Below are 13,040 nucleotides of genomic sequence, written 5' to 3'. Positions count from 1 at the left end.
ATATGTATGTGCGTTTAGGGGCATTGATGGTGGCGTTGTTGCTGGGTGGCTGTGCAGGTGGTCCGCCCCAGCCGGGTCCTGCAAGCCTTGACCTCAAGAGGGCCCAGAGCCGGCCAGCGGCGACCAGCACGGCCAGCGATGCTCGTGACCCTTTCCAGGGCGCAAACCGGGCCATGTGGGTGGTCAACTATGATGTGCTGGAGCCTTACGTGGCCCGCCCCGTGGTGCACGGCTATGCCAACTACGTTCCGCAGGGCATGAAGGATGGCATCGAGAATCTGGTGGAGAACTTCAACGAGCCGAGCAGCATGGTTAACCATCTGATCACAGGTGATTTGAAAGGGGCCGGGACCAATCTGGGACGCTTTACCATCAACACAACCGTGGGCGTACTGGGGATATTCGACGTGGCCAAGTATGCCGGGCTTGAGCGTGACAAGCTGGAGTTCAATACCGTGCTGGGCAGTGCCGACATCGGGGATGGCGCCTATCTGATGGTGCCTGTCTATGGCCCCAGTACCACCCGCAAGCTGGTCGGGGACACCATCGATACCATCTACTTCCCCTATGCGCTGCTGACATTGCCGCTGCGCATCACGCACTGGATGCTAGATGGATTGGGCACCCGCTCCAAGTTGATCGATCAGGAGCGGATCATTGACAACGCGCTTGATCCTTATGCTCTGACCAAGGATTTCTTTTTGCAACACAACCAGAACAAAGTGACCGGTCGTCAAACCGAGTTCAAGCAGACGCCTGCGCAGAAGGCTGACGATGTCAATCTGGACGACTATCTGGATGAAATTGACCAGTGATGAACGAGCATCCGGTTTAACAACAAAGGCGCCTGCGGGCGCCTTTCTCGTCATTATTTGGCAGCTGGGTGTGGTTGTATGCACCATAAAAAAACGCCCCGCAGTGCGGGGCGTTTTGGCAAGAAGCGGCTATCAGGCAGCCAGGTTCTTGGCCACGAATTCCCAGTTAACCAGGGTCCAGAAGGTTTCCATGTACTTAGGACGCAGGTTGCGGAAATCGATGTAGTAGGCGTGTTCCCACAAGTCAACGGTCAGCAGCGGCGTGGTGCCGGCTTCGGTCAGCGGGCAACCGGCGTTGGAGGTGTTGACGATGGCCAGAGAGCCGTCGGCTTTCTTTACCAACCAGGTCCAGCTGGAGCCGAAGTTGCCGATGGCAGACTTGGTGAACGCATCTTTGAACTCGGCAAAGGAGCCGAACGCCTTATTGATGGCATCAGCCAGGGCGCCGGTCGGCTCGTTGCCGCCGTTCGGGGAGAGGCAGTGCCAGTAGAAGGTGTGGTTCCAGATCTGGGCGGCGTTGTTGAAGATGCCGCCAGTGGAAGTCTTGATGATCTCTTCCAGAGACTTGCCTTCAAACTCGGTACCCGGCACCAGGTTGTTCAGGTTGACCACATAGGTGTTGTGGTGCTTGCCGTGGTGGTATTCCAGAGTTTCCTGGGAGATGTGCGGTTCCAGAGCATTGATTGCATAGGGCAGAGCGGGAAGTTCGAATGCCATTTTCTACTCTCCATTGGCTGGCCGTGCGAAGGCGACGGTTGCAAGACATTGCGTACTCTTTTCTATTTTGAAAAGAATTGTTCTTGAAATGATGGGGCCAGTTGGCCCAAAGCCCATCGATTGTACCAGCATCAAAGATGGGCTAACAACTCTTGATTCTCGCCATGACTTGGATCAAGCTGCTGCGTATTGATTCATCACTTCTTGCATCCGGGACGGTTTGTCAGTTTGTGGTCTGCCTGGATTGCAGTAGAATGGCCGCCGAAATCGCTCTAGTGAGGCACCTATGGAAACTATTGAAAAGATCAAACAGCAGTTGGCTGACAATCCCATCATCCTTTACATGAAGGGGTCCCCCAAGCTACCCAGCTGCGGTTTCTCTGCCCAGGCCTCCCAGGCTCTGATGTCCTGTGGCGAGCCGTTTGCTTACGTCGACATACTGCAAAACCCGGACATCCGCGCCGAGTTGCCGAAGTTTGCCAACTGGCCCACCTTCCCGCAGCTGTGGGTAGAGGGTGAGCTGGTCGGCGGCTGCGATATCCTTATCGAGATGTTCCAGGCTGGTGAGCTGCAGGCCCTGATCAAGGAAACTGCCGCCAAGCACAAGCCGGATGACGCTGCTGCCGAATAAGGTCGCATCTGCATCATGTAAAAAGGGGAGCCAATGGCTCCCCTTTCTTATCACGGCTGACGGGATCAGCTGATACGTTCGATCCGTGCCATGTAAAAGCCATCAAAACCGGTCGCGGACGGGCTGACGGTGTGGTCGTCCCGCAGACGGTAGTTGTCGTTGGCAGCCAGGAACTTGTCCACCTGCTGGCGGTTCTCCTGGGGCAGGATGGAGCAGGTTGCATAGACCAGCAGACCGCCGACCTTCACCATCTGGCTGTAGCGCTGCAGTATCTCCTCCTGCAGGGCCACCAGCACCGGCAGCCGCTCTGCAGTGTCACGCCATTTGGCATCCGGGTTGCGCTTGAGCACGCCCAGGCCCGAGCAGGGTACGTCCAGCAGCACGCGATCTGCGGTGCCTTTCAGGCGCTTGACCGTCTTGCTGCTCTCGATGACGCGGGTTTCCACGTTGTGGGCACCGGCGCGGCGGGCGCGTTGCTTGAGGTTTTCCAGCTTCCACTCTTCCACATCCATCGCCAGCAAACGGCCCTTGCCGTTCATCATGGCTGCAATGTGCAGCGTCTTGCCGCCGGCACCGGCGCAGGCGTCTATGACTCGCATGCCCGGCGTCACTTCCAGCGCGGCAGCCACCAGTTGGGAGCCCGCATCCTGCTGCTCGAACCAGCCATCGGCAAATGCCTTGGTGCGGAACAGCGCTGCATCAGTGGTGACCTGCAGCGCGGTGGCGACCCCTTCCACCGGAATGGTCGAGATGTGTTCCTTGGTCAGCACGGCTTGTAACTCTTCCCGCGACCCCTTGAGGGTGTTGACTCGCAGGTAACGCTTGGGCATCCAGGCCAGGGCCGCGCGCTCGGCAGGCCAAGCCTCGCCGAGTTGCTCGCTGCCCAGCTTCTCCAGCCAGCTGGGGCAACCGTCCATCAGCACAGGGTTCTTCTTCGCTTCGGTCAGGCGGCGACGGAATGCCTCTTCGTTGAAGCGATCCAGCGTTGGGTGGTTGGGTTGAGCAATCTTGTGAAAAGCGTGCCAGCTGTGCAGCAGCGGCCAGACATTTTTCTCGGCCTGACGTACCTGAATACCGGTCAGGGCGCAATAGAGGCTGAGGCGACGCAGCAGATCGCCAGTGACCAGAGCAATCCTTGCCTGTTCTTGCGGTTTGAGTTCGATGCCTGAAAAGTGACGGGCATAGGCGCGGTCCAGGGTGAGACCCTGGCCTAGCACATCGTCAACGATGGCAACGATCAGGTCCCCGAAACGGGGCAACAGTGGGGATTTAAGCATGAGATTAACCTTGGTCAAATAAAGACGAACCGTCGTCATGGTGACGCAGCTCTAAAACTGATAAATCCGCGCAATGATAGGGGCTAGACAGGGTTGGTGCAACACTCCCCATTCGGGGAATATACAGACGATGGTGCTGGACTAATCGGACCAGCAGGAAAATGATGCCGATTGCAGTTCAGGTGAGTGCATTTAAAAGGACTAAAAAGATGCAGTTGATGAAATATTCGCCCTTGGCGCTGGTCGTGGCCAGCCTGATGAGTTCGGGTGGCCTCGTGGCCAAGGAGTGGAACACGGTGGCGGCGCGCGCCACGGCGGCGGACGGTTATGAAGTGCGGGCCAACCAGTTCCGGGTGGCCAAGGTGCCCCTCGATTACTTTGCCGGACTGCAGGCAGGGGCGCGTCAGCTGACCCTGCCACTGCCGGACGGAGGCGAGGTGACCTTCACCCTGCAGGCCTATGACCTGCTGCCCGCCGATCTCGCCGCCAGGTATCCCGACATCCTGACCTTTAAGGGCCATAACCCGGCGGCGCCGGTGGAGACGGGTCGCTTTGACCTGGGCCCGCAAGGTTTCCATGCCATGTTCACCCACCAGGGCAAGATGGTGTTCGTCGACCCGCTGCGCAATGCCGAAGGCTATGCCGTCTATTACCAGCAGGATGCCTACAGCCGGCTGGAAGAGGAAGCAGACAGGGTGATCGGTGCCGACGCCAAAACCTTGGCCCGCAAGGTGCAAGTGGATGGCAACGAGCGCAAGCGCTATGTCATCGCCATCTCGGCGGCCGGGGAGTATACCCAGTTCCACGGGGGCTCCAAGGTGCTGACCATGGGGGCCATAGCCACCCTGCTCAACCGGGTGAACGAGGTATATCAGCGCGATGTGGGGGCCGAGTTCCAGCTGGCCAGCGGTAATGACGCCATTATTTTTACCGATCCTGTTACTGACCCCTTTTACAACGGTGATAACCCGAATTACATCGACGGTGTCAGCAGCCCCTATGAGGCTGATGACGTCAGCAAAAACGTCTTGGTGCAAGGAGAGGCTCTTACCAAGGGCAACCTGGGTCCCTTCGACATAGGCCATGTGCTCAACACAGGCGGTGGTGGCCTGGCCGAATTGGGCGCGCTCTGTACGGCCACCAAGTCGGCAGGCATGACGGGTTCATCCACCCCGGTGGGGGATGCTTTCTTTATCGACTATGTGGCCCACGAAATCGGCCACCAGTTTGGTGCCGATCATACTTTCAACGGCACCACCAAAAATTGCGGCGGTGGCAACCGGGTCGCCGGACTGGCGTTCGAGCCGGGCAGCGGCAGCTCCATCATGGCCTATGCCGGTATTTGTGGTGACGAGAACATACAGCTGCACAGCGATCCCTATTTCCACAGCAAGTCCATCGAGCAGATCCGGGCGCACATGGCCACTGTGCCAGCTTGCGGCACCACGCTGAGCCTTAGCAACAACGCACCCCAGGCGGCTGCCGGGGCCAGCCATATCATTCCGGCCAACACGCCGTTTGTGCTCAAGGGCGCCGGGGCGGATCTGGATAAGGATCCCCTGACTTACACCTGGGAGCAGATCGATCTGGGCAACCCATCCATTAGCGCCCTCGGTATGATCGACGAGGGTTCCGGTCCGCTATTCCGCTTCGTGTCGCCGACCGGCTCACCGGAGCGGATCCTGCCGAGCCTGCCATCCCTGCTCTCCGGCTCGTTAGCCAAGGGAGAGGCCTGGCCCACCACCAACCGGAGTCTCAACTTCCGGCTCACGGTACGTGATGGCAAGGGCGGCGTTGCCAGCGATGACATGAAGGTGCAGGTGGTCAACACCGGCAGCGCCTTCCGTCTGACCAGTCCCCTTGGCGTGGCGGTGACACCGGGCGCCAGCCAGTCGGTCAGCTGGGATGTGGCGGGCACCAGCGCGGCCCCGATCAACTGCAGCAAGGTGGACCTGTTCGTGACTCAGGATGAGGGGGCTAACTGGGCGACTCTGGCCAGCAGCAAGCTCAACAGTGGCTCTGCCACCGTCACCCTGCCGGCCAACCTCACCAGCAGCGTCAGGCTGAAAGTGGCCTGCAGCGACAACATCTTCTTCGCCATCAGCCCGTACAAGTTGCCTGTGGTACAAAGTGGCGGCAACTCGGGCGGGGGTGGGGGCGGTTCGCTCGGTTTCTGGACCCTGGCACTGGCACTACTCGGCTGGCAACGGAGGCGGGCATGAGAGTCGCCGGCTTGTTGCTGCTCACACTGCTCGGCGGATGTCAGGCGAATGCCGACCCCCTGGAGCAGGCTGTCAGCGCCAGCCTTGCCAAGCCGGATTACCGGCTGATTGTGCGGGCCGGGCGCGGTGAAGTAGCGCCCGGTATTCCTGCAGAACAGCAGGCGGAGGCCAAGGCGCGCTGTGGTGTACGTTATCTGGATGGACTGGGTGATGTGATAAGGCCCGGTCAGCAAGAGATACATGCCAAGCTGAGGGCCTACGCCAGCGAATATAACCAGCAGATGTTGAAGCATTGCCCTCCTCACTCTGTAAACGATCAGTAATGCCTGGTTATCAAGAGGGAGGTGTAAACCTCCTTCTATTTTTTGTAAATATTGGCGGGGCGAGCAGGTATTGATGAGGGTTGTTACGCGCAATATCTAACTGATTTTGAAGATTTTATAAAGGAAGCTAATCATAAGTTTTGAGTTATTACCCCCTTTTCAGCTGGGGTGAAAATGCTTTTAAAATGAGTCTCTTATGAGGCCTTTATTTGTAACTTTTTGTTTTTAAATGGTTTAATTTTATTTGATTTCTTGTCTGAAAAGTTGAAATGTGACGTGCGTCACGTTATCATCGTCAGCTGTTCAGTCAGGTGATTAAAATGATGAAGTTCACAATAAAAGCAATCTCAGTTGTCATCGCAATGTCAGCCAATATCGCGCTGGCATCCCCATGGCATATGGTCGAAAAACGCAGCAAGCCGGCCGATGATACGGTAAGGGCTCGCGTATATAATACATTTGAGGTAGATCCAGATTTTTTAGAAAATCTGCGTGCAGGCCAAACCGTTATTACGCTGCCGTTGCCTGATGGCAATATGGTGCAATATGAATTGGAAGCCTATTCAGTATTACCACCAGTGCTGGCAGAAAAATATCCAGATATCATGACCTATAAAGGACGTGAAGTGGGCAATGCCAGTAATACCGGTCGCTTTGATATTTCACTGCGTGGTTTTAACGGCATGTTTATGCATGCCGGAGAGCAGGTGTTTGTCGATATTCAACGCAATGGTTCTTACGCTGTTTATTACAAAAAAAATGCACCTTCCAGTGATGGGATTAATGAAGTCGTTGAACAGTCTGATATCAAAAAAAAGTTGACGAATGACACGGAGGCCGCTCGCAATGAGATAGGCTATGCTGCGTCTACGCTCAAGGAGTATCGAATTGCATTTTCAACTACTGGGGAATATACCGAGTATTTCAAGGGGAAGGCTCAAGCGCTGGCTTCACTGACAACGTTGGTAAACCGACTTAATGATGTATATGAGCGTGATCTTGGTGCTCGTTTTGTATTGGCAGAGGGAAGTGATACTATCATCTATACGAAAAATGATAGTCCCTTCTATAACGGTGTAAATACAAACTATGTAGCCGGTGTCAGCCCTTGGTATGAGGAGAGTGACAGTAAGAAAAACGGCTATGTGCAGGGGGAAAAAGTTAAGAATAAGGAGCTGGGTTATTTCGATATCGGTCATGTACTGACAACCGCAGATAAATCGGGCGCCGCCACCTTGGGGTCCTTATGCAGCATGGTTGCACAAGACACTGATATTCCGTCAAAGCCGGTTATTTCATTCAGATCGATAGGGCGAACAGGAAATAAAATACCAGAAAGTGACGCCTTCTTTATTGATTTTGTCGCTCATGAAATAGGCCATCAATTTGGTGCCAATCATACCTATAATGCAGGCGTAGGGCAAAGATATAATAAAAAAGCTTTTGAGCCGGGTAGTGGTAGCTCCATTATGGGTTATGCCGGTTTGATAGCGAGCCAAGACTTGCAGCCCCATAGCGAAGCCTATTTTCATAGCGAGTCGATTAAGCAAATGTTAGCGCATATTGCCAAACGTGAAGAGGAGGCGAGTGTTGACGCGAAAAAGATTGCTAACAATCCGAGTTTAGCACCTTTTACTGCACCGTATATGGAACCTCGTTGTGGCATGCTTATTCCGAGAGAAAATGGAGATAATCAGGCGCCGGAAATTATCGAAGTGCCGCCAGTGCATGTAATTCCAAAAGGAGTGGCATTTAGCCTGAGTGGCGAGGGTCATGATGTTGACGGCGATACCCTCACCTATACCTGGGAGCAGGTCGATCTGGGGGACGCGACTACGAGTGGCCATCAATTGAGTTCCGGTCTCCTTGCAACCGGTCCCCTGTATCGCTATGCAGCACCGACAGCATCCTCGGTTCGCCACTTTCCCTCGCTCGCGACTCAGTTGAAAGGGGACGCGGAGAAAGGGGATGTGTGGGTCAATGTGGCTCGCACCCTTAATTTCCGTCTGGTGGCCCGTGATGGCAAGGGGGGCGCTGCCTATGGCGAGACCTCGGTCGAGGTTGTGGATACTGGCTCACGTACCTTCAAAATATTACCGCCCTCTGACCAGCGTATTCTGGTTGGCAGCCCGACCACAATTAACTGGGAAGTGGCGGGTACTGATCGTCATCCGGTCAATTGTCAGCGGGTCGACATCAGTTATAGCAACGATGAAGGCAAGAGCTGGCAGCCGCTGGTTAGCGGTGTGAGCAATAACGGCGCCCATGACGTGACCATACCGGGGCCTGCGGGCACCTCCGTTCGTCTCAAGCTGGCGTGTAGCGACAATATCTTCTATGCCATTACGCCAAAGCTGGCGACCAAAGCGGCTCCCGAGCCCCAGCCCCAGCCTGAAAGCAATGGCGGTGGTGGCGGTGGCGGTTCGACCGGTCTATTCGCGCTGTTTGGTCTTGGTATCGCGGCACTGCTGCGTCGTCGTGAGGCCGTGAGCCACTAAACCTGATGACCAAAGGGTGAGGGTTCTCATCTTTGGGATATTCATTATTTAAGCGAAGAGGCTCTAGCCTCTTCGCTTTTTTTGTATGGTTTACAAGGTCACTTTATCGAGCGCACAATGCCTGCAATCATTCTCTTGATGGTCGTGGAACCATTATTTATTTTAAGGAAAATCAAGATGATGGATGTAGCTGATCTGCGCCGTGAATACACCCGGGGCGGATTGCACCGGGCCGATCTGCCAGCCGACCCCCTGGCGCTGTTCGAGAAGTGGCTGGCTCAGGCCTGCGAGGCCAAGTTGACCGATCCCACCGCCATGGTGGTGGCGACCGTGGATGCCGAGGGGCAACCCTGGCAGCGTACCGTGCTGCTCAAGCACTACGATGCAGAGGGGATGGTGTTCTACACCAACATGGGCAGCCGCAAGGCGCACCAGCTGGAGGGCAACCCCCGCATCAGCCTGCTCTTTCCATGGCACACTCTGGACCGTCAGGTGCACGTGACGGGTCGGGTGGAGAAGATGAGCACCTTCGAGGTGATGAAGTACTTCCACAGCCGTCCCAAGGATAGCCAGATAGCCGCCTGGGTTTCCAAGCAGTCGACCCGCATCTCGGCGCGCGGCGTGCTGGAGGCCAAATTTCTCGAGCTCAAGCAGAAGTTTGCCAAGGGGGAAGTGCCCTTGCCGAGTTTCTGGGGTGGCTATCGGGTGCGGATCGACACGGTCGAATTCTGGCAGGGTGGCGAACACCGACTGCACGACCGCTTCTACTACAACCGGGAAGGGGAAGGCTGGCACATAGAGCGGCTGGCACCCTGATCTTCCGTTTATCCTCTGCAATCCTGAGCTGACAAGGAGTCTGTATGCGTCTATATGGCGATTTGAGATCCGGCAACTGTTACAAGGGGTGGCTGCTGGCCCGCTGGCTGGAGTTGCCCCTCGACTGGGTCCCGGTAGATATCCAAGCCGGCGACAACCAAACCCCGGCCTTTCTGGCCATGAATCCCAACGGCAAGATCCCCGTGCTGGCCATCGATGAAGGGGATGCGCTGGCCGAATCCAACGCCATCCTCTTCTATCTGGCGCAGGGCTCGGCGCTCTGGCCGGCAGAGCCGCGCCAGCAGGCCGAGGTGCTAAAGTGGCTGTTCTTCGAGCAATACAGCCACGAACCCTACATAGCGGTGGCGCGTTTCATCGTCCACTATCTGGGCCGCCCTGAATCCCAGGAGGCGCGGCTCGACGGCCTCAAGGCCGGAGGTGAGCGGGCGCTGGCGGTGATGGAGCAGCAGCTGAAACAGCGCCCTTACTTGTGCGGCGACGCACCGACCATCGCCGATATCGCCCTCTATGCCTACACCCATGTGGCGGAGGAGGGGATCTTCTCCCTGCAGGGTTGGCCCGCCATCCAGGCCTGGATCGCCCGCATCGAGGCTCATCCTCGCCACCTGAGCCTGCCGGCGGCCTGTCAGGGCCGCTGATGGAGTTGCTGATCGAGCGGGCGCTGTGGCAACCCCATTGGGCCCCCGTGCTGCAAGCCTGGCAGCGGCAGGGCCATCGCTGGCAGCTGCTGCTCAGCAAGGAGGCAGAGTCCCACCTGGCAGAGGAGAAGGATCTCTGGTCCGCCTGCCAGCCCGATGGGCTCCTCTTGGCCACTTCGCTGCTGGCTGTCTGGCTCGACGGCGATCTGATCGCAGATGTCCAGGCGGACCCCAGCCGTCAGATCCTCATCAGTGCTTCGGCCTCCCTGCTGACGCTGGCCAAGGAGAGCGGTCTGCTCACCCTGGGCCCACTCGGGGCGGATCTGGCGCTGACGGCGGACGACGACATGGGCGCCGTGCTCAACCGCCTGCTTGCCCGCCGTGTGAGTGTGCCTCTGCTACGTGAGCCAGCTTTGGCCTCATTCTCTTCTGCGCTGGTGCTGCGGCCGTTGCTGGCCGACGACGAGGCCCAGGTGGTGCGCTATTGCAGCGACGAGGCGCTCTCCCGCTATACCCTCAATATTCCTCACCCCTACCCGCCGGAGTGCGCCCGTGACTGGCTTGTCGGCAGCTGGCGCAAGGCGGCGCTGGGGCTGGGCTGGAGCTGGGCCCTGACGCTGCCGCAGGAGGATGAAGTGGCTCCGCTGGTCGGGGTGATCTCGCTGCACTGGAACGGCGATCTGGCCTGGTGGGTCGGCGTCCCCTGGCAGAACCGGGGGTTGGCTACCCGGGCCGCGCAACGGGTCAAATCTTTTGCATTCGACACCTTGCAGTTGCCGGCGCTGACCGCGTGCCACATGCCGGGCAACCTCGCCTCCGGCCGGGTGATGGCCAAGCTCGGCATGCACTATCGCGGGCTGCGCGGCCAAACCGCCCGGCAGCCGTGCGAGGTGAGCTATTGGCGACTGGACAGGGCCATCAGCCTGCCCGAGCCAGTGACCCGGCAACTGGCGCACTGGCTGGCGGACGAGCGGGTGGCCGTGGCTATCTTGCATGGCGTCGATGCACAGGTCGGTTTGGGCCATGGCCACCCATCGCAACTCACCCTGTATCTGGATGAGCAGGGCCATGCCCCCGACTTGCCGGGCGTCGCCGCTGATGATGGCGCCAGGCTCGATATCATCTGCTATCCACTCAGTGAGCTGGATCAGGCCGAACCCGAGCGGCTTCATCTGCTGGGCGGTGTGCTGCTAAAAGACAGGGACGAGCAGGGACTTGCCTGTTTGCTGCAACTGGCCAGCCTGCGGCGCCATGGGCCCGTTCTGCTCACCCGCGCGCAGCGGCAACAGCGGCTCGGCTGGATTGGCAAGATGGCGCGTCGCACCGGCCTGCCCGCGACCGGGGCCAGTGCTGGGGACGCGGTCGCGGGGCGCTATCGCCAGCTTTGGCTGCTGGTGGAGCTGCCGGCCCTGATCGATGAGCTGGCCGGACATTGGCATCAGGGGCCCGAGTTTGCGCTGGCACGGCTTGAACAAGAGGATGCTGCGCTGTTTGCGGCCTACGGTGAGGCCATTACCACCCTGACGCCGGCGGCCTTGCTGGGGTTGCTGCTGCAACTTGCGGCGCGCTTTCCTGAGTCCACCCTCCCATTTCTGGACAAAGGTGCTCAGGCTGACCGGCACTTTGTGGAATAATGCCCGCTCTGCTGTACGAGGAGTAACGCTGTATGCTGAGAACCGAGCGCCCCGGCGACATGTTGCCGGTCTATGAACTGGTGAGCGCCGCTTTTGGCCGTTCCGATGAGGCCGAACTGGTCAACCGCCTGCGCGAGTGTGGCGCCGCCGTGGTGACCATGGTCGAAGAGGAAGAGTACGAGTTCATGGGGCACCTGATGCTGAGCCCGATCACCATTAACGGCCTGGAAGGGCCCTGGCTCGGTCTGGCGCCGGTGGCCGTGCATCCGGACTGGCAGGGGCAGGGCATAGGCTCGGATCTGGTACGTGAGGGGCTGGACACGGCGCTGGAAATGGACTGGAAAGCGGTGGTGGTGCTCGGTGACCCGACCTATTACGGCCGCTTCGGTTTTCGTCCCGCCAGCGAGTTCGGCCTGCACTGCATCTACGAGGTGCCCGCCGACTGTTTTCTGGCGATGGAGCTGCAGGAAGGGGGGCTGGCCGGCATGGCCGGTGAGGTACTCTACCACCCCCTGTTTGACGAGATCCCCGACGAACAATGAGCCACAAATCGGCAGCCTCAAGGCTGCCGTTTTGTTATCAAGACAGGTTGCAAGGTATGCAATCTTCCCGCCGAAGCCCCCTCGATTGTCATCAGAGTCAGTCTCCTGCGACCTTGCAACCGGCCTGCTGACGGCGTGCCCGTGATCGGGTGGTCTTGGGGCATGAATAGTATGCCGATTTGTCACTGAATAACGCAACGTTACCCGGTACCGGTCCGCTGTATTGTTGCCTCTTTTCAAGAGGATTTTCCTTTGCAATATCTCGTTACAACTTTTTCCGCAACAAAATCTGTTTTTGTCTAACAGGTAACATTTTTTAACCAGATGCAGCTATTGATGTTTGACTCATACGAGAATGCACGTGTAAGTTCGTGAAGATGATTCAATAAATAAGGATGCATAATCGATTCACTGTGAGTCTTGGTTATTTTTGTTCATTTTTATCTAGTAAATGCCAGTAAAGTGGATGCTGTTTACATCTATATCGCATAGATGCAAATAACCTCCACTTAATGTTGTCCTTGTAAACAAGGATAATTCACTCAGCCATGATGATATGGTTCTGTTTGCTATTCCCTTGTTTATGAAAGGATATTTACATCCACATAGAGTATTTATACTAGGGTATACAATATGAAAAAATTATCAGAGATCATCCATCAAGAAGTTTCACAGGGGCGGCGGGATTTTCTCACCTTCTCTTCCATGTCATTGCTCGGCTTGGCGGCAAGTAGTGTTTTCCCTACTCCGGTGAAGGCCGCCTTTGCTGCCCTGAATAGTGGCACACTCACTGAGCTGGATGCGATCGATTTTTACGTGGACATCTCTAACCAGACTGCCTTTTACCCGAATTAGATCAGTTTTGAACAATATACCGATGAAGCTCAATATCTTGCCCAGGTGATG

At 57.1% G+C, this 13,040-nt stretch carries 12 protein-coding genes; 10 read left to right on the top strand and 2 right to left on the bottom strand.

Annotated features, from left to right (window positions below; genetic code table 11):
* Positions 1–2: 2 nt before the first annotated feature.
* A complete protein-coding gene (locus WJM78_RS14370; protein ID WP_042034073.1) occupies positions 3–815 on the top strand; it encodes an MlaA family lipoprotein in 813 nt (270 codons plus the stop codon).
* 132 nt (positions 816–947) lie between these two features.
* Here the strand turns inward: WJM78_RS14370 and sodB are convergent, their stop codons facing one another.
* Positions 948–1,532 (bottom strand): superoxide dismutase [Fe], encoded by a 585-nt coding sequence (gene sodB / locus WJM78_RS14365; RefSeq protein WP_005319233.1) that lies wholly within the window; start codon positions 1,530–1,532, stop codon positions 948–950.
* A gap of 286 nt (positions 1,533–1,818) precedes the next feature.
* Between sodB and WJM78_RS14360 the strand changes: the two genes are divergently transcribed.
* Entirely contained in the window at positions 1,819–2,163 is a 345-nt protein-coding gene (locus WJM78_RS14360; RefSeq protein WP_042034070.1) for a Grx4 family monothiol glutaredoxin, read from the top strand.
* 65 nt (positions 2,164–2,228) lie between these two features.
* Here WJM78_RS14360 and WJM78_RS14355 read toward each other — a convergent pair whose 3' ends face one another.
* Positions 2,229–3,440, bottom strand: a complete 1,212-nt coding sequence (locus WJM78_RS14355) for an RsmB/NOP family class I SAM-dependent RNA methyltransferase (protein WP_042034069.1) — start codon at positions 3,438–3,440, stop codon at positions 2,229–2,231.
* Positions 3,441–3,649: 209 nt separating this feature from the next.
* On the opposite strand from WJM78_RS14355, the gene WJM78_RS14350 reads away from it, so the two are divergent.
* From WJM78_RS14350 to WJM78_RS14315, 8 genes are all read left to right on the top strand, one after another.
* Positions 3,650–5,662, top strand: a complete 2,013-nt coding sequence (locus tag WJM78_RS14350; protein ID WP_339010048.1) for a reprolysin-like metallopeptidase — start codon at positions 3,650–3,652, stop codon at positions 5,660–5,662.
* Positions 5,659–5,985, top strand: coding sequence for a hypothetical protein (locus tag WJM78_RS14345; protein WP_339010047.1), 327 nt, complete (start codon positions 5,659–5,661; stop codon positions 5,983–5,985). The genes WJM78_RS14350 and WJM78_RS14345 overlap by 4 nt, the downstream gene beginning before the upstream one ends.
* Positions 5,986–6,305: 320 nt before the next feature.
* Complete coding sequence (locus tag WJM78_RS14340; RefSeq protein WP_339010046.1) at positions 6,306–8,483, top strand: reprolysin-like metallopeptidase; 2,178 nt, start codon at positions 6,306–6,308, stop codon at positions 8,481–8,483.
* Between the two features lie 177 nt (positions 8,484–8,660).
* A complete protein-coding gene (gene pdxH, locus WJM78_RS14335; protein ID WP_042034064.1) occupies positions 8,661–9,299 on the top strand; it encodes a pyridoxamine 5'-phosphate oxidase in 639 nt (212 codons plus the stop codon).
* Between the two features lie 44 nt (positions 9,300–9,343).
* Entirely contained in the window at positions 9,344–9,958 is a 615-nt protein-coding gene (locus WJM78_RS14330) for a glutathione S-transferase family protein (RefSeq protein WP_108537041.1), read from the top strand.
* Positions 9,958–11,592, top strand: coding sequence for a GNAT family N-acetyltransferase (locus WJM78_RS14325; RefSeq protein ID WP_339010044.1), 1,635 nt, complete (start codon positions 9,958–9,960; stop codon positions 11,590–11,592). The genes WJM78_RS14330 and WJM78_RS14325 overlap by 1 nt, the downstream gene beginning before the upstream one ends.
* A 32-nt stretch (positions 11,593–11,624) precedes the next feature.
* Positions 11,625–12,134: a GNAT family N-acetyltransferase gene (locus WJM78_RS14320; RefSeq protein ID WP_042034061.1), complete on the top strand. Its 510-nt coding sequence runs from the start codon at positions 11,625–11,627 to the stop codon at positions 12,132–12,134.
* 633 nt (positions 12,135–12,767) lie between these two features.
* A complete protein-coding gene (locus tag WJM78_RS14315) occupies positions 12,768–12,989 on the top strand; it encodes a hypothetical protein (protein ID WP_339010041.1) in 222 nt (73 codons plus the stop codon).
* The last annotated feature ends 51 nt before the right edge of the window (positions 12,990–13,040 follow it).

This window comes from Aeromonas popoffii, assembly GCF_037818705.1.
Lineage (GTDB): Bacteria > Pseudomonadota > Gammaproteobacteria > Enterobacterales > Aeromonadaceae > Aeromonas > Aeromonas popoffii.
This window is presented reverse-complemented; position numbering and strand designations above follow the sequence as displayed.